The organism is Paucilactobacillus wasatchensis (assembly GCF_000876205.1).
GTDB lineage: Bacteria > Bacillota > Bacilli > Lactobacillales > Lactobacillaceae > Paucilactobacillus > Paucilactobacillus wasatchensis.
The window spans coordinates 13550-37675 of record NZ_AWTT01000017.1 but is presented as its reverse complement, the minus strand read 5'-3'; the positions used below and the strand labels follow the sequence as shown (position 1 = coordinate 37675).

Annotated in this window: 24 protein-coding genes and 1 pseudogene; 4 read left to right on the top strand and 21 right to left on the bottom strand. The window is 35.7% G+C overall.

Annotated elements, in window-relative coordinates:
* Window positions 1-503, bottom strand: a 503-nt coding sequence (locus tag WDC_RS04370; protein ID WP_044010640.1) for an ECF transporter S component, incomplete at its 3' end; no start/stop codon positions are given.
* A 179-nt stretch (window positions 504-682) separates the two neighbouring features.
* On the opposite strand from WDC_RS04370, the gene WDC_RS04365 reads away from it, so the two are divergent.
* Both WDC_RS04365 and WDC_RS04360 read left to right on the top strand, forming a co-directional pair.
* Window positions 683-1390, top strand: a complete 708-nt coding sequence (locus WDC_RS04365) for a MucBP domain-containing protein (protein WP_044010632.1) — start codon at window positions 683-685, stop codon at window positions 1388-1390.
* 115 nt (window positions 1391-1505) lie between these two features.
* Window positions 1506-2402 (top strand): DMT family transporter, encoded by an 897-nt coding sequence (locus tag WDC_RS04360; RefSeq protein ID WP_044010630.1) that lies wholly within the window; start codon window positions 1506-1508, stop codon window positions 2400-2402.
* Window positions 2403-2739: 337 nt separating this feature from the next.
* On the opposite strand, the gene WDC_RS04350 is transcribed toward WDC_RS04360, so the two are convergent.
* A complete protein-coding gene (locus WDC_RS04350; protein WP_044010626.1) occupies window positions 2740-4320 on the bottom strand; it encodes a peptide chain release factor 3 in 1581 nt (526 codons plus the stop codon).
* A gap of 419 nt (window positions 4321-4739) precedes the next feature.
* Complete coding sequence (locus tag WDC_RS04345; RefSeq protein ID WP_044010625.1) at window positions 4740-5759, bottom strand: YeiH family protein; 1020 nt, start codon at window positions 5757-5759, stop codon at window positions 4740-4742.
* A 109-nt stretch (window positions 5760-5868) separates the two neighbouring features.
* Between WDC_RS04345 and WDC_RS04340 the strand changes: the two genes are divergently transcribed.
* Entirely contained in the window at window positions 5869-6741 is an 873-nt protein-coding gene (locus WDC_RS04340) for a LysR family transcriptional regulator (protein ID WP_044010624.1), read from the top strand.
* 33 nt (window positions 6742-6774) lie between these two features.
* On the opposite strand, the gene tagD is transcribed toward WDC_RS04340, so the two are convergent.
* On the bottom strand, window positions 6775-7170 hold the full coding sequence (gene tagD, locus WDC_RS04335) for a glycerol-3-phosphate cytidylyltransferase (RefSeq protein WP_044010622.1): 396 nt from the start codon (window positions 7168-7170) through the stop codon (window positions 6775-6777).
* 232 nt (window positions 7171-7402) lie between these two features.
* Here tagD and WDC_RS04330 point away from each other — a divergent pair, with 232 nt between their 5' ends.
* Window positions 7403-8659, top strand: a complete 1257-nt coding sequence (locus tag WDC_RS04330; RefSeq protein ID WP_044010620.1) for an LCP family protein — start codon at window positions 7403-7405, stop codon at window positions 8657-8659.
* A gap of 40 nt (window positions 8660-8699) precedes the next feature.
* Here the strand turns inward: WDC_RS04330 and WDC_RS04325 are convergent, their stop codons facing one another.
* The 17 genes and pseudogenes from WDC_RS04325 to WDC_RS04255 form a co-directional block, all read right to left on the bottom strand.
* A complete protein-coding gene (locus WDC_RS04325; RefSeq protein WP_044010618.1) occupies window positions 8700-9833 on the bottom strand; it encodes an AI-2E family transporter in 1134 nt (377 codons plus the stop codon).
* Between the two features lie 147 nt (window positions 9834-9980).
* The gene (locus tag WDC_RS10060; RefSeq protein ID WP_450088818.1) at window positions 9981-10298 is read right to left on the bottom strand and encodes an aggregation-promoting factor C-terminal-like domain-containing protein; all 318 of its coding nucleotides are present in this window, start codon (window positions 10296-10298) and stop codon (window positions 9981-9983) included.
* Window positions 10299-10394: 96 nt separating this feature from the next.
* Window positions 10395-10694, bottom strand: a pseudogene (locus WDC_RS10055) (hypothetical protein); the annotation flags it as partial.
* A gap of 363 nt (window positions 10695-11057) precedes the next feature.
* Entirely contained in the window at window positions 11058-11249 is a 192-nt protein-coding gene (locus WDC_RS04315; RefSeq protein WP_044010616.1) for a hypothetical protein, read from the bottom strand.
* A 433-nt stretch (window positions 11250-11682) separates the two neighbouring features.
* Window positions 11683-12720 (bottom strand): acyltransferase, encoded by a 1038-nt coding sequence (locus tag WDC_RS04310; RefSeq protein ID WP_052497792.1) that lies wholly within the window; start codon window positions 12718-12720, stop codon window positions 11683-11685.
* Between the two features lie 11 nt (window positions 12721-12731).
* The gene (locus tag WDC_RS04305; protein ID WP_044010614.1) at window positions 12732-14270 is read right to left on the bottom strand and encodes a hypothetical protein; all 1539 of its coding nucleotides are present in this window, start codon (window positions 14268-14270) and stop codon (window positions 12732-12734) included.
* 37 nt (window positions 14271-14307) lie between these two features.
* Entirely contained in the window at window positions 14308-15744 is a 1437-nt protein-coding gene (locus WDC_RS04300; RefSeq protein ID WP_044010613.1) for an oligosaccharide flippase family protein, read from the bottom strand.
* 2 nt (window positions 15745-15746) lie between these two features.
* Window positions 15747-16868 carry a UDP-galactopyranose mutase gene (gene glf / locus WDC_RS04295; protein ID WP_044010611.1) on the bottom strand — a complete coding sequence of 374 codons (1122 nt, stop codon included), beginning with the start codon at window positions 16866-16868 and terminating at the stop codon, window positions 15747-15749.
* Window positions 16869-16891: 23 nt separating this feature from the next.
* Window positions 16892-17797: a glycosyltransferase gene (locus WDC_RS04290; protein ID WP_044010609.1), complete on the bottom strand. Its 906-nt coding sequence runs from the start codon at window positions 17795-17797 to the stop codon at window positions 16892-16894.
* Window positions 17798-17844: 47 nt separating this feature from the next.
* Window positions 17845-18246, bottom strand: coding sequence for a stealth conserved region 3 domain-containing protein (locus WDC_RS09825; RefSeq protein WP_225349615.1), 402 nt, complete (start codon window positions 18244-18246; stop codon window positions 17845-17847).
* A 22-nt stretch (window positions 18247-18268) separates the two neighbouring features.
* On the bottom strand, window positions 18269-18847 hold the full coding sequence (locus WDC_RS09820) for a stealth family protein (RefSeq protein ID WP_225349614.1): 579 nt from the start codon (window positions 18845-18847) through the stop codon (window positions 18269-18271).
* A gap of 2 nt (window positions 18848-18849) precedes the next feature.
* Window positions 18850-19836 carry a glycosyltransferase family 2 protein gene (locus WDC_RS04280; protein ID WP_044010606.1) on the bottom strand — a complete coding sequence of 329 codons (987 nt, stop codon included), beginning with the start codon at window positions 19834-19836 and terminating at the stop codon, window positions 18850-18852.
* A 15-nt stretch (window positions 19837-19851) separates the two neighbouring features.
* Complete coding sequence (locus tag WDC_RS04275) at window positions 19852-20619, bottom strand: DUF4422 domain-containing protein (RefSeq protein WP_044010604.1); 768 nt, start codon at window positions 20617-20619, stop codon at window positions 19852-19854.
* A 9-nt stretch (window positions 20620-20628) separates the two neighbouring features.
* Window positions 20629-21270: a YveK family protein gene (locus tag WDC_RS04270; protein ID WP_044010603.1), complete on the bottom strand. Its 642-nt coding sequence runs from the start codon at window positions 21268-21270 to the stop codon at window positions 20629-20631.
* Window positions 21267-22484: a hypothetical protein gene (locus WDC_RS04265; RefSeq protein WP_044010601.1), complete on the bottom strand. Its 1218-nt coding sequence runs from the start codon at window positions 22482-22484 to the stop codon at window positions 21267-21269. The genes WDC_RS04270 and WDC_RS04265 overlap by 4 nt, the downstream gene beginning before the upstream one ends.
* Before the next feature lies 1 nt (window position 22485).
* Window positions 22486-23133, bottom strand: a complete 648-nt coding sequence (locus WDC_RS04260) for a sugar transferase (protein ID WP_044010636.1) — start codon at window positions 23131-23133, stop codon at window positions 22486-22488.
* Between the two features lie 12 nt (window positions 23134-23145).
* Window positions 23146-24078, bottom strand: coding sequence for a glycosyltransferase family 2 protein (locus tag WDC_RS04255; protein ID WP_044010599.1), 933 nt, complete (start codon window positions 24076-24078; stop codon window positions 23146-23148).
* Between the last annotated feature and the right edge of the window lie 48 nt (window positions 24079-24126).

The following is a 24126-nucleotide window of genomic DNA, read 5'->3' as shown; positions in this document are numbered from 1 at the left end:
TCCAAATTGCCTACATTCACCCCATATGCCTTGGCAACAGCTGGTGTGTGATAAAACAGGTATATTGCTCCCAGTACTAATACTGTGTTAGTCAACGCTCCAATAATTGACGCAATCACCATTGGAGCAGCTTTTGAATGCATCCATTTTGTCAGCAACATAAATGTCCACCCGGCCAACAAACCAATAAAAATTCGTGGTACTACTGACACTAGTGGATTAACAAATACCAATGGCGCCAGCGCACTGCTTGGAAACGTGAAGGCCCTGATCCAAGTAATTACGCCCCAAACACCACCTACAATGGCACCATCAACTGGTCCTAACACAATCGCTGCAATAATAACCGTCACATGCAATGTAGTTAAACTTAACGGCCCAATTGGAATATTACCCAACATCGGAATGAAATCTTGCAATATGATCACTGCTGTCAGAATAGCTAAAATACTTAATCGATACGTTGAACGTTGTCGCATGAAAGACGCCTCCGTTTTAGTCATGCCGGTTGAAGCAAATCATGCCAACTATTTACTTCTATTAACAATATTTTAATATGGACAGTATACCGTTTAACTTAAGTTTTGTGAAATATAAATATTCAAACAGGCTCATGAATGACGATGCGTGATTAAAGCGTTATAATGAGTAGAAACAGATTTCAATCTTGGAGTGATATAAATTGACGGAATCCTTTAAAACCGGTGTCCCCGTGTGGGTCTATTACATTGACATCGACACAAAAGCAAATATTCAACTGCCACAATTATTACGTGGCTTAATTGGTCAGCATTATACTGCCAAACAAGTTCAATTTGATAACTTCAAATTTGTCAACGCCGACGCTGACTATACTGGTACCTTCGATGAAGAACCACATACAATTCGAATGTACTACCGGCGCAAGGACTGGGCTGAAGTAGAAGAAGTCCACGACATGTTTTTAAAACTAAGCGCAGCAACTGAAGTATACGATATGGTCAACGGTTTACCTCGGCATACGACTTATCCAGCTGGCATGGTTCTGCGTGCATTCAAGCGGGTTGCAACATCTAATGGAAAATTTTGGTATGAGGTGGGTCCCGATCAATGGGTCGAATACCACCAAATGTCAATTTCAAAGAATCCATATGAAGGTCGGTTACCAAAATCAGATGATGAGGAAGAATTAGTTGTCAAACCATTGGATAATATGCAAGGACGAATTGATTACATTCCCCATAAAATGATTCAGGTATATGACCGACCATACGGAAAGATCGTGAATGAATTGGAACACGATACCACTATTTCGTTAACTGGAACTGCTACTAATAGTGATGGTGTTGTTTGGTATGAAGTCAATCACCGCGGTTTTGTTAATGGCACCTATGTTAAAACTGGCGCCTAAATTTTATTTTTTAATTCAAGCCAAGTCTATCAACTGATGAACTTGGCTTTTTTGATGGGCATTTATCGCAACTACATGGTATAGTGAGTTGGTATGTTTATCAGGGAGGACGCACATGAAATTATCTAAACTGCAAGCCAACTTATTATTGTTAGCTACCGCTATCATTTGGGGTATTAGCTATCTGGTGGTTAAACAGGCAACTAATGCTCAAATGCCTGCGGGATTAATAAACGCAATCCGGGGCTTAATTTTTGCAGCACTCGCTTATTTATTTTTTCATCAAACAATTAACAAAATGAATCGAATCGATTTTCGCATTGGTCTCGTGGCTGGGTTACTAAATTTTGCTGGCTATCAGATCCAAACAATTGGGTTGAAGTACACTACCCCTGCCAACAATGCATTTTTGACTGCTATTTACGTGGCCATTGTTCCGTTTATCGTCTGGGTGATGTTCCATCATAAGCCAGAATTAAAAAGCTATCCTGTAATTGCTCTGTGCGTGATCGGCATGATGTTTTTAACCAACATTTTTGCAACTGGCTTCCACCTTAAATTGGGTGATTTACTCACGATTGTCTCCTCATTTTTCTTTGCAATGCAAATTGTCTATTTTGGTTATACTGCAACTGACTCCGGTCCATGGATTGTGGCATTCATGCTCGGTGCTACCCAAGGCGTTACCGGATTAATTTGGTCGCTTTTATTTGAACGCGGCTCATATACCAGCATTAATTGGTCGGCTGCAATCGGCCCAATCATTATCCTAGGTGTCTTCGCTTCCTTTGGTGCCCAAACAATGCAAATTGTGGGACAAAAATTCACTGATGCAACCCCAGCCGGACTGATTTTAATGACTGAATCCATGTTTGGTAGTTTCTTCTCAATTCTATTTGGTTTTGAGCCGTTTACGGATCGGTTGTTAATTGGTGGCTTTTTAATTGTGGTTGCCATTTTGATTATGCAGGTTGATTTGCGAAAGTTATTTGGTGGACGAAAAACTTCTTGATATGTGATGGTGGTGTTACTTTATGTTTAAGTTGCTGAAACGTGAAAACGAAGACAGACTCCTAGGGCTAACACAGAAACCACCATTACCGAATTCACCAACTGCGAATTCCCTTTTATTGCTGAAACGTGAAAACGAGGGCAGACTCCTGGGGCTAACACAGAAAGCACCATTATCGAATTCACCAACTGCGAATTCCCTTTTATTGCTGAAACGTGAAAACGAGGGCAGACTCCTAGGGCTAACACAGAAACCACCATTATCGAATTCACAAATCGAATTCGGTAATGGTGGTTTCTGTGTTAGCCTACGGAATCTGGGCGCCCTCGTTTTCACTCTATAATTTGGCTGTTAACCTAATCTCTGGGTACTTACCCTTAAACCAATTTTCTGCAAATCTATTTTCAAACAAGAACAATGGCTGTCCTTGACGGTCTTTTACCAAAATATTTCTGGATGAAGCCATTTTTTCATCTAGCTGTTCTGGATCAATCCAGCGGGCAATCTTATGTCCCAATGGTTCCATTACTACTTCTGAATTATACTCATTTTGCATTCTAAATTGGAATACTTCAAATTGTAATTGACCAACTGCTCCAAGAATGTAATCACCTGTAGTGTAGTTTTGATAAAGCTGCACGGCACCTTCTTGCACTAGTTGATCAATCCCCTTGTGAAATGACTTTTGTTTCATCACATTTTTAGCGGCGACATGGACAAATAACTCCGGCGTAAATTGTGGTAGTTTTTGGAATTGAATATCCTGTTTACCAGAATAAATAGAGTCACCTATCTGGAAGTTCCCCGTATCATAGAGACCAATAATATCTCCCGCAACTGCAGTATCAACAACTTCACGTGTATCTGCCATGAACTGCGTCGAATTAGACAATCGAATTGATTTTCCTGTTCGTTGTAGTGTAACATCCATTCCTCGGTCAAACTCCCCAGAACAAATTCTGACAAATGCGATCCGATCACGGTGATTTGGGTTCATGTTCGCTTGAATTTTAAAGACAAATCCCGAAAACTCGGGGTTCAATGGTTTAATTGTCTGATCATCCAAGGTTTCATGTTCACTAGGTGCTGGTGCATACTTTAAATAAGTTTCCAAGAACGTTTGAACACCAAAATTAGTCAACGCAGAACCAAAGAAGACAGAAGTCATGTCACCGGTTTTAATCTTTTCTTCATCAAAATCATTACCAGCAGCTTCAAGTAATTCAATTTCATCAAGCGTGTCTTGCCAAATACTATCATCGCGTAACGGCTGATCTGCTGGGATCTGACCTTCATCATCTAGCGGGACATATTGATGAGCAGCGTCAGTAGGATGTGCCAAAACAACACGATGATTAAAGCGGTCGTATAACCCCTGTAAACCACGACCCATCCCAATTGGCCAATTCATTGGATATGTTTCTATTTTTAAGACATCTTCCAATTCTGCCAATAAATCAAGTGGTTCACGAGCATCACGATCAAATTTATTGATGAATGTAAAAATAGGAATACCACGCATCTTACAAATTTTAAATAGTTTCTTAGTTTGTGGTTCAATTCCCTTAGCACCATCAATCACCATGACAGCAGAGTCAACGGCCATCAGCGTCCGATAAGTATCTTCAGAAAAATCCTCATGACCGGGAGTATCCAAAATATTAATTCGTTTACCCTGGTAATCAAATTGCATCACTGAACTAGTAACAGAGATGCCACGTTTCTTCTCAATTTCCATCCAGTCAGACTTAGCAAAAGTACCAGACTTTTTGGCTTTAACCGTTCCAGCTTCGCGAACCACCCCACCGAATAACAGCATCTGTTCAGTAATGGTTGTTTTCCCAGCATCAGGATGAGAAATAATGGCAAACGTCCGTCGTTTACTAACGTCCTGAGCTAATTGTTCTGGTGTTTTCATTTATACGTCCCTTTCCAAAATCATTCCTTACTATATTAATACAGTGGAAGGGTAAAGTCTATTAATAAAGAGTGCAAATGAGGGCGTTAAGAGTCCGTAAGCTAAGGCCCCAATTGGCATTAATAAATTCGGTTTGAGAATTTATTGATGCAAATTGGGGTCTTAGCTCTAGGACTCTGCCCTCATTTGCACGTTTATTCAATTGAAATAATATTAATAATAAATTCGGTTTAAGAATTTATTAATGCCAATTGGGGTCTTAGCTCTAGGACTCTGCCCTCATTTGCACGTTTATTCAATTGAAATAAAATTGATAATAAATTCGGTTTGAGAATTTATTGATGCTAATTGTGATCTTAGCTCTAGGACTCTGCCCTCATTTGCACGTTTATTCAATCTAAATATAGGAAAAATTTTACTTAAAACAATCCCTTACTAACCAAAATCATAAACCCAAGCAAAACAACCGAAGCGCAACTAGCAGCCAGTAAAGCATTTCGCCCACGATGAATAATAACATTAAAGTTAACGCTCATCCCCAAAGCCGCCATCGCCATCCCTAACACGACATAGGCCAACTTAACTAACCAAGCTAACACAGTAACGCCCAGTGGAATAAACGTTCCAATAACACTGGCCAAAATAAATCCAGCCATAAACCACGGAATTGGTAACTTTTGCCGGCCAATACTTTCAACCTGTTTATTCTTGTGCTGATACCAAATCCCGATAATCAGTGCTGCCGGTGCCAACATTAATACCCGTGACAGTTTGGTGATAATGGCAGTGTCTAGGCTAACCGGACCGCCGGCACCACCAGCCGCAACTGCATGCGCAATTTCGTGTAATGAACCACCCGTCATTACACCAAACTGCGTCGGTGTCATATGCAATAATGGCTTAATTCCGATCTCGATTAATGTAAATACAGTCCCCAGAATCGCCACAATTGCGACTGCAAGAACCTCGTCCTCACGTTTTTGCTCCTCTTTACCAGGGGCAACTTTGATTTGGGGGGAGATCCCCATCACGGCTGCCGCGCCACATATCCCGGTTCCACTAGCAGCTAAAATTGCTAATTGTGAATCCACACCAAACTTACGGGCAATGTTATAAGTTAAAATAATCGTACAGGTGACAATAACCATTGCTAACAAAATCGTTTTAATCCCAGCATGAGCTAAATCGATCAAATTCAATTTAAATCCCAGTAGAATAATTCCTAAACGTAAAAATTTGTTTGAAATAAATCCAATTCCGAGTTTAGCTGATTTAATGGCAGGTTGGTACAACTGAAGTAACATGCCTAAAATAAGCGAAATAACTAACGCACCAATAATTGCTAAATATGGTAACCCGCCCAGTAATGTACCCAATACTGAACAGATCAAAGTTAATAAACCGGCCGTATAAAAACTACGAGTTTTTAAAATTCCCATTATAATTCCCCCTCTTATGTCCATAAATAGAGTATCATGGGATTTTAATAAGTAAAAATTAGTATTTATATGAATTACATAAAATTTACTTATAGTGAGGTAAAAAATAATGCTAGACCGACGCTACATCACATTGAGCATCTTGGCCACTACCCTTTCATATACTAAAGCAGCACAGCGATTGTTTATTACACAACCAGCTGTATCGCAGCAAATTAACAGCCTTGAACAAGAACTAGATACTAAGTTAATTGAAAAAGACGGTAACCGCATTAAATTAACCACTGCGGGCCACCAGCTGGTTCAATACGTTGATAAAATCAGTTTTGAAAGTGACCGAGTTTTACAACAAATTAAAACTAAACAAGCTAAACAAACAATTGAAGTTGGTGCCACTTTATCATTGAGTATCTTTTTGCTACCAACCTTAATCAGCCACTTAGTACGTACAAATCCCAAAATTAAAACTGTGATCGCTAACACTAACGAGATACTAACAGCATTGCGGCAAGGCAAAATTCAATTTGGCATTGTGGAGGGTAACTTTGATAAAAATGAATTTGATGCAGTCAATATCCGGCATGAAAACTTTGTTGGCGTCACCTACCCTGATAACCCGTTGGCGAAGTATAACCAACTTAGTCTCGATGATTTAATGAATCAAACTCTGTTAATTCGTGAACTCGGCTCCGGCACCAGAGATATTTTTGCTAACTGGCTGGCAACACAGAATTACACAATTAATGATTTTACCAACCAAGTTGAAGTGGCTAATCCAAGTACAATTATTCACCTGTTATTAAATAAAATGGGCATTAGTTTTATGTATGAATCGCTAGTAACTGAGCAACTCAGCCACCGCCAACTCGTAAAATTACCACTAAAAAATTTTGATATTAGCCACCCAATTAACTTTGTTTTCTTAAAAAATAGCTACTTTAAACCCAACTATCTTAAAATTGCTCAAAAATTAATAAATTAAAAGCCATCCCCTAATTGCAGGTATGGCTCGCTATTAATGATCACTGCGTTCTAAATCATCTTTAATTTGAGTAGTTGAAATACCATCAGTTCGTGGCAAATAAATTACATCAGTAAGTTGCTTCAAATCATCAAATTGCCCCTGCCAATCGTTGCCCATTACTAGCGCATCAACGTGGTATTTTTTTATATCAGTCGCTTTTTGTTCCCAAGAATTTTCTGGGATAACAAGATCGACATATTTAATTGCTTCAAGCATGAACTTGCGGTCAGCATATTTAGTGTAAGCACGCTTACCCTTGCGAGCGTTAAACTCATCGGTGGATAATCCCACAATTAACCGATCGCCATAAGAAGCAGCTCGTTGGAGCAATCTAATGTGCCCCTTATGCAATAAATCAAATGTTCCATACGTAATAACGGTTGTCATTTATGATCACTCCCTCAATTAGATTGAAACTGATTTTAACACGTTTAACCGCAAATGGCGTCTAATACACATCAGAAAACACAATTTACTTATTGCACTGTGCTACAATTAATTATCGGCTTTTTTATGACATTCTTTTATATATTTATTAAATTATTTAAGTCAAATTGACTTGTACCGTTCAGTTTGGTAACTTAGACAGAGTTAAAACTAAAATTACGAGGCATATAAAATGGATCATCAAGAAACGCGAGCAAGCAGACGCAACAATCATCATAACAAACCAAAACGTCATTGGATTAGATGGGTAGTTGCGATTGTGGCACTCCTCTTAGTCGCAGCTGGTGGATATGAATATTATAAAATTCATTCTGCCGCTGAAGGAGTTTTTAGCAGTGGTAGTAGCAAAGTAAGTAAGAAATTAAAAGAAGGTAAACCAGTGTCAGTGCTACTCATGGGACTTGATACAGGGGCCATTGGTCGAGGTAATTCTGGCGGAAACACCGATACATTGGAATTAATTACCGTGAATCCAAAGAAAAAAACTATCACAATGACCAGTGTGCCACGTGATACACTTGTTAAATTGAAGACCTCCAAAGGGACAGATTACGTTAAAATAAACGCTGCCTACTCAATTGGTGGTCCGAAGAAAACACAAAAAGCAGTGAGTGAATTACTTCATGTCCCGATTGATTACTATGCGATCGTTAACATGGGAGTCCTAGAAAAAGTTGTCAATGCTGTTGGTGGTGTTACCGTTAATAACCCATTTAAATTTACCTATGAGGGACATACCTTCAAAAAGGGTAAACAACATTTGAACGGTACCAATGCCTTGAAATATTCACGAATGAGGTATGATGATCCTAACAACGATTACGGCCGACAAAAACGGCAACAACAGATCATTAAGGCAGTGATTAAGGAACTTAAATCATCAAGTTCCGTGACAGCAATTAACACCATTTTAGATGCTGCCAAGAAAGGTATTCGGACAAATGTACCAATCAATGCAGTTGCGACCCTATACGCTAATTATCACGCAGCAATGAAGACAGTTAAGACGTATCACTTCAAAGGTATGGATGCTACAATTGATGGCACATCATTTCAAATTGCTGCTCCTAAAGAAATTAATCGAGTTTCTAAACTAGTTCGTCATGCTTTGGGGCTCAAGTTCACAAAGGTTACAAATAGAGAAACTAAGCTTTATAATATGCAAACAAATTACGATGGATATAATAATGTTGATTTTGTTTTACCTAATGAATCTTCGTATAATGACGCAGGCAGTGGTACTTCATCAAGCACTTCAACTACAACAACTGGTGGCTACACCTATTCAAGCCCATCCACCAGTTATGGAACAACTAGTGGTTCTACTGCTTCAAATTACAGTGGAACAGGTACCACTACGGGAGCAGCTGGCTACAGTAGTAGCTCAGCCACTGCTACTTCAGGCGAAACAGTCACATCTTCCCAATAAACTACCAGCTTAAAAATGTTTAATCAAAAAAGAAGCCAAACTAGGCTTCTTTTTTTGGTTCTTCAATTATTTCATCTCGACTAAGCTGATAGATACTCCAAAAATACTGAATCATGGTCCGAATAACAGCGTAAAAAGGTATACACAGTATCATTCCAGGAATGCCAGCGATATGGCCTGCAGCAAGCAGTAAAACGATTATAGTCAACGGATGAATCTTCAACGATTTGCCGATAATATTGGGATAAATAATATTACCATCCACTTGTTGAACTACAATAACCACAACAATTACCCAGATGATTTTCTCCGGTGCCATTGTCAGTGAAACCATTAAAGCTGGTGCAATACCAATGTATGGGCCAATATATGGAATGATATTAGCCATTCCAGCTACAATACCCAGCACAAGTGCCAGTGGCTGTCCGATTATATAATACCCAATTGTTGTAAACACTGCGACAAATAGACACTCAATTACCTGACCTGAAATGTATGAGGACAAAGTAGAACTCATCCGAGTTAATAGTCCATTAATTTCATCAGCATGCTTAGGAGAAACAAATCTTTGAATGCTAGGGACTAAACGATGGCCATCCTTGAGCATATAAAACAACATCACTGGAACGGTAATGGTAATAATGGTTACATTAGTGATTGTACTAATGATGTTACCAATACTACTTGATAATTCCTTCAGAAACAATTGCGCATACTTGCCTAATTGGGAGTCCACTTTTTTTACATATGTAGTAAGGTCTACATCTTTCAAAAAAGAATGATTGATCAAATTAGTCAAAGTACTTTGCATGTTTGTAGCCACATCAGGTAAACTTTTCACTAATTGAGCAATTTCACTTACTACTGGCGGAATCAATGCACCAATTCCTCCCACAACAATTAATATTAGTATCAGAACGACTAATAAGCTAGAAATAGAACGGTTCAGATGAAACTTTCCAATTTTCATTTTAGTCATCATTTTAACAAGAGGATTCAACATGTAAAATAAAAATCCTGCAATGATTAGTGGTACAAATACTACTGAAATAAATGTAAAAAATGGTTTGAAAATAAACTGTATTTTTGTTGATACTAGTATTAATGCTGCAACTGCTAATAGTTCTAGTGTCCAAAATAGTAATCTATAGTGAGAAAAATCTTTTTTCTTCATATCCAACCCCTAATAATAATCTTGTAGAAAGATTTTGGTAAAAACAAATAATAATCAGATTCGCAAAATTTCTTTCAAAATTGATTCAGTCTTCACAGTATAAGCTAAAAAAGCTCCCTACGAAAGTAAATTCATAAGGAACTTTTTTTAGTACCAGTTATGTTTTAGCCAAAATGCCTTGGCATTAGCCCAAGAACCATAACGCCCTGTAACATATGCATCAGCTGCTTTTTCTTGATTGACTACTGAATAATTACCATTCAAATAATAATTAGCGTTTAATTGGTAACGACCATAACAAACTCCATTTCGTGCTGTATAAGAACCACCAGATTCATGAGAAGCAATCCATTCTTTAGCTGCAAAGTTTGCGCCTGTTACGTAGCTCGTATAGCTCTCTGTTTTGCCATTATGTTGATCAACATAGTAAGTAGAAGTAGACGTGCGGACAATTCCATTTGTCATTGCACCACTGTTGCCAAAGGTATTACCATTTATTTTAACGTTAGTTTTCTTTAAAAAAGAATAAGAATCAAAATAGTAATAAGATCCTGCCCATTTTCTTAATCCGGTTAGAATTCTGCCATCCGAACCAAATAAATAGTAACTTCCCCATTGCGATTTCAGGTATGCATTCGTTCGCTTAAGATAAGTGTTCTTATCAAAATAGTAATAAGAACCTGCCCATTTCTGTACACCAGTTTGAATGCGTCCATCTGCTCCAAACAGATAGTAATCACCCCAACTTGACTTCGTATACGCATTATCAACTCGCAAATAAGTCGAGTGATTAAAGTAATAGTAAGTTCCAGCCCACTTTTGAACATCAGATTGTCTTAATCCATTTTTAAAAAGATACCAGTGGGAACCATCGTAAAGGTAGCCATTTGCCTTTTGACCATTTTTATAAAAATACTTAGTACCCGATGTATTGGTACTCCAGCCATTAACGACGGTTGCGGTATTGGCACTAGCACTGGATCTAGTAATGACCTGTGCCTGTCCGGTAGTCTGATATGTTTCAGTCGCAGCACTCTTAGCGGCGTTCAGCTTGGAATCATCTACATCACCAAGATCAGTAGTTTGTGCACTAGCTGAATCTGATGAGGATACATTTTCAGACTTGAGACTTGCATCTTCACTAGTAGCAGCACTTATTGCCGTTCCACTAGCTGAATTTAAGCTAGTATCACTTTGTGAGTTTACTTTGCTGACACTCGAATCTTAAACTGATGAACCACTGATCGCAACAATATCTGCCTGGGACGAGTTTGCCTGACTGCTTGTGCTAACAGATGTAGACGAAACCGAATTATCAATTTGTAACTGATCAGCCTTAGCGTTCGAAGCAAGTCCGAGAGAAACCAAAGCAAAACCAGCAACTAAACATGATTTATAAATTATATTTTTTTTCATATTATTAAAACTGTAATCCCTTCCGTGTGGCTTTCAAAAAATTAAATAAAAGTTAACTTATTCACTTAAATAATAGTACCACCTCAAAAGAACATTACAGTTACAGTTATGTTTCAATAATATTTCAACTATGTTTCTTCTCTAGATTAACTTAAACAAAACTCTCAACAATTAATAGACTTCATCAGTTATCTATTCAAACTTTTTAAAAATTAGATAAAATGAACTGAGTTGGATAATTTTAATGCATTCAAATTATCTAACTCAGTTCGTTGAACATTTTCATAACAATAATCGTAATATATTAAATTTTTACATATCAAAAGTATAATGGATTAGCATCTATTTTAACTTATAAATCATACATGTGTGTAATCCCAAAATCAGGAAAAAAATATCTATTAGTCTAAATTTACATACAACCAAATTTAACTTATGGAAAAATATTTTTAATCACTGGTAACTTTTTGCATACGAGAGTGAATACCACACAAATGAAATAAATTATGAACGGAAAAAGATAAATATGGAACCAGTTATTCTGATTAATATCCAGAATCTTGTCAAGTAATTTGATGAAAAAAGGATGAATTAAATAAACACCCAGATTTGTGCTTGCTATCATTGCGATTTTCTTCATTGTTTTTTCGTTAAAAACTATCATTTTTGAAATTCTTTTTATTATAATAAATAATCCAACTGAATACAAAAAAACAGCTAGCCCAGTTGTGGAAGTCGTCTTAAGTGATGGCATAAACAGCGCAATTGTCAGCACTCCCGCAAAAGCAAGCGCACCTAACACAATAAATATTTTTTCCTGTAGATCACTAAAATAATTTTTATGTATCAAATACCCCATCAAAAAATAGCCTAGATACGAGGAGCTAAGAAGTGGCTGAGCAACATTTGATAAATCAATGCTTATTTTCAATATTTGTGTAAAATAAATCAAAACACAGTTAATGACAAAATAAACACAAACGACAGAAAACATAAGGTTATATTTTTTTGAAATCGCTAATTCCGAAAAAATAGGTGTAACGATATAAAGGGCTAAAATAACATAAAAAAACCAAAAAATATTATTGATATTGTTCAAGAGCAGTCCCTTAATAAAATCAACAATTCCAGGATTGGGATGCCTCATAGGCCCTGGATTAGCTGACCAAAAAATATCAAAAATATACCATATGATACTCCAGCTAAGCAATGGCACAACTACTCTTAAAAATCTTTTTTTTAAAAAAATAATAGTTGTCTGACGTTCCCGATAATCAAGTAACATTGCACCGGATATCATGAAAAAAAGTAAAACAGCAGGAATGAAGACAACTTGAATAACCTTTGTTTGTAAATAAACCGGCGAACTAGTTTGTACATAAAAAAAAGCTTGCGACGAATGTAATTCAAGAACAAAAAAAGTTGCAATAATATTTATTAGATCAATATAAACAAATCTATTTTTTTTCATTGTATTCTCCTTTATTTCATGTTCAAAGTATTATATTTGAATAACAATATATCATTATCCTTAAACCGTTCTATTTCATGATATCTTAACTTGATCGTGTCATAAACAAACTTGTTCATTCTTTTATTATCCTGATGGTCAAAATCGAACACACCTTTTGATATAACAATGTATTTTGGGGGATTATCATCCATTTTTACTTCAAAATACTTTGATAATTCTTTGTATTTTGTGTAATCGAGTGATGGTAACACAAAAAGCTTTGAATTAGAAAATCTCTTGCTTTGTAAATATATATTAGCATCAATCGCATGAACATAAATTGTATCATGCGCGGTGGAATGCCGTTTAATATACTTAGAAATTACAAAATAACTGTTTTTAAAATTATTACTGGCAGTTGTTTCAACATTCACATATTGTATCGCCTGTTTTGCTGTTTGATAGACCGGAACAGCGATTATTGGAATGAGTATTAAAACTAAAAAACTTGGTGCTGTTATTTTTATAACTTTTTCGTAAATAAAATTCAACGAGAATACTGTTAGAACGAATAAATATGGTAGCTCCGTAATTAGATAATGTCCATAATCTCTACCAGACAATATTACTGTAAAAAAGTTTAGTAGACATAAAATTATTACTAATAAATTATAAGACTCTACATTCTTAGAGAAATTATGACCGTTGACTATTACATACAATAAATAAAAAACAATAATAAATTCGAAACGATTATATGATATTATCTTCACAAAAAAAGTCATTGCTGAAATCTTCTCATCAAAAGATGAACCTGCATACGAAAAATTTAGCAAAATTGAATTATTAATCATTTCTGTGAAAGATTTAGTAAATATAGCATAAATTGATATAATCGCTGTAACAGATATACCGCCAAAAAAAATATAAATTGCTTGTTCAAATAATTTTTTAAATTCTTTTGAATACAATCCAACAAGTACTAAAGCAACACATAAAGTCACCCATAACATGATCATATTAGGTCTTATAAAAAAAGTTAATGCTCCCAGAAAACCAATCATAAAATAATTTGTTTTAGTTAGTTGCTCATTTAGATAAAATAATTTAGTAACTAGGTATAACGTAATAATAATAAAGGTAAAAGCATATTCTTCAGAATAGTTACCATATCCAAATGTCGTAATAATCAATGGACAAATGAAAAATAGCGAACAAATAAAAACATAATCATTGTTCACAATTATTTTCGAAATTTTATACAAATAACAAAAACTTACTAGTAAAAAGCAAGTCTCAATGACAAATAATCCATGATGAAAAAATATGGGACTAATAATACTAGCAATAAAATTAATAAAAAATAAAATGGGACCTTTATGGTCAAGCATATTTACATATGGAATAAATCCTTGTTGAATTCCTTTTCCAAAATACATAAACATTGATGAATCATGATAGGGCATAATTTTAGAAAACGGATTTGACTGAAAGGTCAATAAAACTATCGCGAAGATCCCGAAAGTTAATACTATTTTAAAAAACGAACTTATTCTTTGTTTAATCATATGCTGAAGCCTGCCCCAACTTTTGAATTAAAAACTATTAATATTTTTTCGAACTGTTATTTTTTGCTAATTTTTTTGCCTGTGTAATAATTGGTGCATTTGTAAAGAAAACACAAATACTATAAATAACAGCACCGATCAGAACTTGAATTAATAAATTGGTAACATTCATATGCATCAATGCGTTTAGCCGATAAACGACAATAAACATGACACTACCACTAGCGATATATTTCCAGGTATGCTTGAACAATTGTCTACGCCTAATTGTTGTCCTAATGAAATATACCTGTAAAGCAGTAACTACAAATTCCGAAATAACTGTTGCTAAAGCTGCACCATTAGCACCAAATACTTCAATTAAAAACAGGTTAAAAATAATATTGACCGCAGCACCAACAGCTACCGATGCTGTAAACTCTTTGACTCTATTCACTGGCATTAAATATTGTGTCCCAGTCACGTTACTCCAGGCAATCAATAAAATGGCAGGCGATTCAATAAACATAATTTTAGCGGTTGGGGCAAACTCATTACCGAGAAACCAGGGGGCAAATTTAGTAGAGATAGCAGCCAAGCCGAACATCATTGGCACAGCCAGCGCTGTAACAAAATCAAAAGAATTGTACAGACTCTGCCTAATTCCCCTTATATCTCCATCAGCGAATTTATGCGCAATGTGTGGCAACATAACTGATCCCGTAGCCGTTACAATTGCCAGCACTAATTTGGTGATTTTGTCCGCATAATCAAATTGTCCTGCCGCAATTGTACTGTCCAAGTTACCCAACATAATCCGATTAACGACCAGATAAACCTGCGAGGTGATAGTTGGTATAAACAACAGTAATGCTGGATAAAAATGCTTAAAAGGTCTTAAAAGTCGTACCTTAACGGATTGAATGCTATCTCGTAAATAAGGCCACAAGGTAAGATTTCCAACTACCTGTGACATTCCTAATAAGAAGATGTACTTGCCTATATCATTTGGTCCTTTCACCAAAGTAAAAACAAGCGCAATGGAAACAATTTTAATCACTGTATTTCTTAAAACAGTTTTTTTAAAGTCTTCCATACCCATGAAATACCAAGAAACATCCAGCCCTCCAGCAATAATAAGAAGAGACTGTATTAAATAATAAATCCTGATACCATGACTAAATTTAAATAGGAAAATCAAAAAGACTACATACGCAAACGTAATCGTTAGCGCCTGTAGAATTTCGATTTCCCAAAATATTTTTGAACGCGCAGCTTTACTATCTCTATGATAAGCAACCTCACGATTCCCATATAATGCGATGCCCATTTGGCCGAGAAGAAGAAAAAAGGTAATCCAAGAATTGGTATATGAATTAATCCCAACACCCTTAGCACCCAAAACTCTGGCAACATAGGGAACAGTTACCAATGGTGCAAGCAAAACCAATATCTGATAACTCATATTATAAAGATAGTTTTTAACAACTTTCATATTTACTTCTCACTAAACTCCCGGGCCACAGTAGTTAACGCAGCATGAATTACTTGATGCATATCATAATATCGATATTGTCCTAATCGACCACCAAATATCACGTTTGGAACTTGCGCTGCCAACTTATTATATTGTTTATACAAGCCATTATTTGAACTATTATTGACTGGATAATACGGTTCATCGCCACGATGCCAAGCTTGTGGATATTCATGGGTCACGATTGTTTTATTTTTGTCACCCTTACCAAATTCAAAATGCTTATGTTCAATAACTCGTGTGTATGGTGTTTCTGAATCCGTATAATTAATCACAGCATTCCCTTGATAATTGTCAACATTTAGCTCTTCAGTTTCAAACCGGAGACTCCGATATTCTAATTCGCCAAGTTGATAATCGAAAAACTGGTCAATCATCCCCGTAAAAATAACCTTGGGATAATTTTTCAAATATTCATCCTTACGATCAAAAAAGTCGACATTTGTTTCAACATCAATTAAATCACTTGCTAGCATTTTTTCAACAATCTGTGTGTAACCACCAATTGGAATGCCCTGGTAGTTGTCATTAAAATAATTGTTGTCATATGTCAAACGAACAGGCAATCTACGAATAATAAAAGATGGCAGATCGGTAGCCTTTTGGCCCCACTGCTTTTCTGTGTAGCCTTTAACCAACTTTTCATAGATATCTCTACCGATCAGGGAAATGGCTTGTTCTTCCAGGTTGGCTGGTTCCTTACCAGCCATTTCTTGCCGCTGCTCCGTAATTTTTGCTTGCGCCTCTTGCGGAGTGGCTACTCCCCACATTTTATTAAACGTGTTCATATTGAAAGGCATATTGTACATTTCACCATGAAAATTGGCGACTGGGCTATTAGTGTAACGATTGAACTCTGCAAACTGATTAACGTAATCCCAGATTTCTTTATTACTCGTGTGGAATATATGTGCTCCATATTGATGTACTTGAATACCATCAACTTCTTTGGTGTATATATTGCCGGCAATATGATCACGTTTCTCGATCACTTTTACTTTTTTACCACGTTTGGCAGCTTCATAGGCAAATGTTGCGCCAAAAAGGCCAGAACCAACAATTAGATAGTCATATTCACTCAATATCTTTCTCCTAACAACCAATTTTAGTCATCAACAATTTCTACCTTTGGATTAAACACGAATCCACTAAATAATCCTTTTATTAAGATACCACAACGGCGTCCCTTGTGACTCGTTTTGCTCTTCAATATTTTAAAAATCGTTAAAATTGATTTCAATGTATATTTGCTAATTTCCTTAAATCCTTTTTTCCTGCTCACATAATTAAGGTTACGATATCTATAGTAATATCTACCTAATCTGTCAACAGAGTCGCTAATGATATCAACATTTATATTTTGACCCATGGCATGTAAAACTTTGCTCGAGGCAAGTAGATAGTTTTCGCGATCTTTAAAATATCCGTTAATTCGCCCAGTATATTCCAAATCATCACCCCAAATAAAGAAGTCAGTGATTGGAAGACCAACCGCGGTAACAACTTCCCTTGGTATAAATACTGACACAAAAGAACACGTGTCTACCTTAACTACACCGTTCTCAATATAGTCGCTCCATTGGCCTTCTGAGACCTTCGGAACATTCATTAAACAGGCAGTTCCGTCTTTCCATCTTACATTACTACACATAAATCCGAATTTTGGAAATTTTTCAGTTGCCAAAATGAACTCTTTTACACATCCAATTTCAAGCAAAGAATCATCATCTAGTACAACAACAAAATCGTCATTTGTGTCAGCAAATTGTTTTAATCCTGCATTAAATCCGCCAGCACCACCAATATTATGTTCCAAAAAAATTGGCATGAGTCTCTCATCTTGTTTCTCCATTTGCCGTAGATAATCTTGGCTTCCGTCTGTACTTGCATTATCAACAACAATTATATGTGCAAATGGGAAGGTTTGTTGATTTAAACAACTAAGACATTTTTTCAAAAGTTCGATCTTATTATATGTCACCACTACAGCGCAAACTGTACTACTATTCATAACATTCACCTATTTCTACAGATATGTATACAGAATAAAATTCTGCGTCACTTTTCTAGTTTTGAATGAAAATCAAATTTACTCTCTAATGCTCTAACAACTCGATCGTCGATTTCATCGGTCTTTGTCATTGGGGTGTCATTAATGCATACAATTTTATGTTTAGCATGGGCCAAATCTTCCATTATTGCTGCTGTTTGATTTTGTAGATAATATTGTCCAAATTTGATTGATCCAGGGTGAAACTGACCTGACTGTATTTGCCAATACCGTACAACCCAGTCTGTCAAATCTGTATTCTCTCTAAACTTATGCGCAGACGTTTCCGACAGCCACTGGTCTTCCTCTTGCCATACTTTCTCAAACGTACTCTTTAAGTACGGAATTGGTAGATGCGGATTATAAAAGCCACTTATACCATGCCATGGTAATGAAAGAAATGTTCGCATCAAGTTTTTCCCATATTTAAAATTAAAAAACCAAAAAATTAGACTTAATACCCGTCCATTTAGAAAAATGCTTATTGACCACAATTGTATTATTTAAAATTAAATGCGAAAAATCTTCAAAGCTCGGAATAACTGAATAAACGCCAATATCCACAGGTAGTCCATCGTTCTTAAAGAAATCTGTGGGTTTAACATTCGCATTCAAAATCATATCATCATTAAATAAAATAAAGTGCTCACTTAAATTATTGATTCTGAAACTATTCAAGATAATCGGATTAGAACTAAAAGTCGGTAACCACTTTTTGGGGATGTACTCATCATGGTTAACCACAGTAAGTAAGGGACTGTCAGTCGTAAGCCAATCTGGAACTTGATGGTCCGTTACCAAATAGATATGGTTTACCCAAGGTGCATACTTAACAATTGAGCGCAATACATATTTCAAAGTCCCAGAATCACGATACTTTTCATTGCCGTTTAGCTCCTGAGTTTCTGAATAATCGATATCTCCATCACCATTATTTTGATAATGTAATTTTTTTGAAGCCCAGACAGGGTCTCCGCCATCAACCCACGGCAATACTATGTCAATCTTCATTATTATATTCTCCTTAAACCCTCATAACATTTCCAAAAAACACGAAAGCCTGTTAGCCGAACAGTCATTAACAAATATACACTTAGTTTGTCTCGAATAGAACTTTTGCTATTATTTATAATATCTTTTTTATTTTTAATAATAAAATCAACCAATTTAACTTGGACTGCTTTTAAGTCTTTATTTTGTTGACTATTAAAAGTTTTGGTCAATGTACTAATGTACGAAAACACAAGTCTTTCTGCTGTTGCACTTATTAATGCTGGGTACAACTTATCGACTTCACTTTTCATTTGTTGAGTGACCTCAATAAAATCTAGTTGATTGTTCGAAAATTTGGCATTTGTGATAGATTTGTCCCTAATTAAGTAAAAATAATTTGCCTGATTCCCGACACATATTTTCTCTGCTTTAATTGCTAATTTATAAGTGGTACCCAAATCTTCATACAGTGTACCAACAGGAAATCGAACATCCCTAAACAATCGTTCATCATACATTTTGGCCCACGCAGAAGTGTCATATCTTTGGCGATATAACAACCCCTCAATAAAACTATCGGCTGTCACAATGTCATATTCAACACTATTATCTGTTCCTAAGCTCTTTTTCCCGCCTCGCACAATCATATGTGAACAAACTGACATTGAGCAATTAGATTTTTGAATGAGTGCAAATAAGTAAGACAAAAAATTGGAATTTATTCGATCATCTGGATCAATAAAAGTAAGATATCTACCTTTGGCCGCTTCGATCCCCTTATTTCTTGCGGCGGAAAGACCTCCATTTTTTTGATGAATTACTCGCACATGAAGTGGCGATTGTGAGGCAATACTATCACACAAATCACCACTACCATCTGTGGAACCATCATCAATCAGCAAGACTTCAAAATTAATTAATTCTTGCTTCACTAAATCATCAATTATCTGTTGTAAATAATCTGCCACATTGTAAACAGGTATAATCACGCTTACCAACTTATCCATTACAATAGTACCTCATTAATTTTCAGGCTTACTAACGATTCTACGCAAAAACGAAAAACCCTTTTTCAACCAGTGTTGACTTTCCATATGCACATAATTTACTTCAGCATAGTCGTAGTTGTTTTTATCTAACCAAACATCCAATAATAATTCACTGACAAACCCATAAACTCTTTGCTCATATTCAGAATAATCTGAAATATCAGTACGCCTTTCCAGTTCAAAAAGGATAGCGAACATCCATTGGCAATAAGCGTCAAACTTTTCTTTCTTCATTAAAAACATGTTAAACATATGGGCGGATTTACGTTCCATAATCTTCTGATATGAATCCGAATACTCTGGAAAACTATCTTCAATTATTTGTTTTGTTACCTCCAAAGGTTCCTTATGATGCGCGTGAATGTAGTGATTATAGTTTGATTGAATAAAATAGTTTCTTTTTTTAGGCAAAATAATATCATGATTTTTAAGTAGTTCTTGAACCTGGTCAATATTCAAAGCTAAATTGATATCTTTTTTTCTACTTAGACTCATATAGCGTCTGTAGTGGTCAAGGCCAATAGCATCAGCTTTCAAATTTTTCCATGCCCAATAGATCGCAGTTAGTTCATTAAAAGACCCATTTTTAGCCGAAATGTTATCACCGGTGTCGTCGCCAGTGTATCCATCTATTTTGTTCTCCGGATGCAAGGCTTGCCCAACATAGATTGGTAGATACAGCTGTTTGTCTTTTGGCATTTTGTATGGCTTATGAGCCGCAACTAAAATTTTAATATTCATTTAGTGCTCCTACTTATTTTGGGATTCTTTTGAGTCAATAACTGTATATCGACCAAAAACTACGATTAATCCTACAAACAGACCAGCGGCCACTCCCAGAACAGCATATTTTTTTGCTGACGGGCCAGTTGTACTCTTCAAATCGGATTTAATGGCAGGTGATAATAACTTAATTGTACCTGTATTATTAATCAAAGTAGGCAGTTCTTCTTTAATTGCTAGACTAGTTGCATTTGCAATTTTAACAACCTTTCCTTCTTTTTTGCCAGAAGCAGTCACACTCATAATCACAGTTTGTGGTTCAGATTCCATCTTTACAGCAGATTTAATCATTTGTGTGTCCATTTTCAGATGATATTTATTCTTCAGAATTTTTTGGGCTTTGTTATAAATTGCCTGATCATCAGCCACTTTAGTGTATGTAGTCATCATTTGCATATCCGCTAAGACGCGCGAATTTTTGTCCTTTGCATTTACTTTGTCGACATTATGACTAACTACAATATTCCGGTGAGCGCTATAAGTTGTTGTTTGCTTCAACTTAGCATAACCCCCTAGCAAAATACCAAATGCTAACGCAAAAATGATAATAGTTAAAATGTGTTTTAAAACTAACTTACAAAAATCCATTAAAGTATATGAATGATTCATGATGTTATTCCTACTCTCTTATATAATTGTGTTCCTGTTTCAATACTTGCATAGATTGCAATGTAAAAGGGATTGTATGCTAATTCCAACATGTGCTGATCAATTAAGCAGCTCAATGCGACTAATGAAAAAACGGCTATAAGCGCGAAATTCTTAATTTTTACAGCCTTTAATGCCGTATATGACACCGCAATGATAGTAATTAGAAACATGATGGTGCCATAAATTAATAACAACCTGATGAATGAAGAATCGAGCATAAAATACTGATGCAACTGTCCGCCAACAATAAAATTTTTAAAACCTTTTAGACCACCCCAACCATATTCCTTCACTGGTTGACCAATAACAGAAACACCATACTCAGTAAAGCCGCCGTGACTAAGAGAAATCCTAGAAGAGATAAGTTTGTTAATAAAACTGAGTGGTCCTTTTGCACTGTAAAATATCGAAGCAGTCACAGCTAAATATGCCAAAATCCATGTAACCATCCAACTATAATTAAGAATTCCCAATGAATCAAATGTTGCATATTGTTTTTTTCTAGCAAGCATCATTACGGGAATGATAGCCAGAATTAAGATTGTATCAAGCCTTGCATCGGTTAAATAGTAGATAAAAATTGCAATTACAAAAAGAATAAGGTAATGCTTCATCTTGATTGAGTGGAAACCCAAATAACAATATGCCAGAAGAAGATAAAAAACATGCGAAGCAAAATCAGTTGGATAAACTATGCCAAAAGCTTGCCTGATATGTCCCAACCTCACATAAGACAGATTCTTGATGATGCTAATTTCAGATAGCAAAATAGTCAATAACAATATTATACTGCTTAATATTACATACCATTTTAAAATTTCTTTAAAGTCTTGTCCCCTTGCAGTGATAACCAACATTGCCATATAAAAAGCTAAAGGATCTCCTGATTTAACCCACGATAGACCTGAAAAAACAATGACTAGCATTTCAGATATCAACTGTTGTTTAGTGAATTCTGAAAAAAACAACCACTTAAAAAACAGAATACCCATCGCCAAATATGCACCATAATTTAATATGTGTGCTGATAAATATTCTGTAATCATGGTTGTTTTAAGAAAAGCTACCGTCAGATACAACGTGAATGCAACAAAATAAAGCGTACTTGCGTTTATCTTAATATAAGACACATCAGCAATGACTTTACCTAATTTATTTTTTCTAGTCTCCATATCAGTACGCACCGTTCGGTTTTATCATAACTAAAACCGTCTTAAAAATAATTTTTAAATCTAGCCATATAGATCGATGAGTAATGTATTCAAGATCCAGTTTGACCATCTCATCGAAATCAACGTCGTTTCGTCCGCCAACTTGCCACAGACCCGTACAGCCCGGTTTTACCAAGAGCCTTTGGTGATCATACTCCGTATACTTTTCAGTTTCTGTAACTAACGGTGGCCGTGGCCCAACTAGACTCATCGATCCTAACATAACATTCAGCAGTTGAGGAAGTTCATCAAGACTGTACTTTCGAATAACACGACCGACTCTTGTTATTCGTGGATCATGTTTCAACTTGAACATGGGACCACCAACTTCATTTAGGCCAATTAAATTTTTTTTAATTTCATCAGCATTGGAAACCATTGAGCGGAACTTAAACATTCGAAAATTAACCGAATTTTTTCCAACTCTCAGCTGTGAATAAAAAACAGAGCCTTTAGGATCATCCAATTTGATTAAAAATGCCAGAATTAAAAAAAGTGGACTAAGACAGATTAATCCTAATAAAGAAGCGCAAAAGTCAAATAGTCTTTTAACAACTATATAGGCAACCTGTTGATTTAATTTTTTTGTATCAATTCTCACACTCAACATCCTTAATTCCAATTATTTCTTTTCTCTAACAATATATATGGGTCGATTTTTACTCTGCAAATAAATTTTGCCAATATATTTTCCGATAATCCCTAAACACAGTAGTTCAAGCCCACCAATTAACAAGATAATACATACCAATGATGCCCAACCCGATACACTACTTCCAGGAATCACAATTGATCGTACTACGATGAATAGTAATCCTAATATTGCACTTACAAAGGATAGCACACCTGTCCATGATGCAATTGATAACGGTATTTCAGAAAAATCCATAATCCCATCAATAGAATATTTAAATAATTTCCAAAAAGACCAACTTGTATTGCCAGCTACTCTTTCAATATTATGATATTCAATAAATTTAGTTTTAAAGCCAACCCAACTAAAAATACCTTTTGAAAATCGATTATATTCCGTCATTGATAAGATTGCATCAACCATTTGCCGAGTCATCATCCGATAATCTCTCGCACCATTAACAATGTTAGTACTAGAAATTGAATTGATTAACTTATAAAATTGGTTTGCAAAAAATGATCTAATTATCGGTTCTCCCTCACGGCTTGTACGTCGTGTTCCAACACAGTCATATGAACCATCTTTGAGATACGCGTACATTTTAGGCAATAGTTCAGGTGGATCTTGTAAATCTACATCCATTACAACAATATAATCGCCTGTTGCTGACTGCAGACCAGCATATAATGCGGCTTCTTTTCCAAAATTACGAGAAAAAGATACAAAATGCACCTTTTCAGTATTTTCAACATTTAATTTATGAATTTCCTCTATTGTGTTATCGCTTGAACCATCATCAATAAACCAATACTCTGCGTTAATATCAGAGATTGTATGTAAAACTTCATCAACAGTTTTAAAGAAAATTGGTATCGTATCCTCTTCGTTAAAACATGGTACGATAATGGATAATTTTTTCATCAGATCCATACCTTTCAAAATAAACACACGGATACTATTTTAACAGTA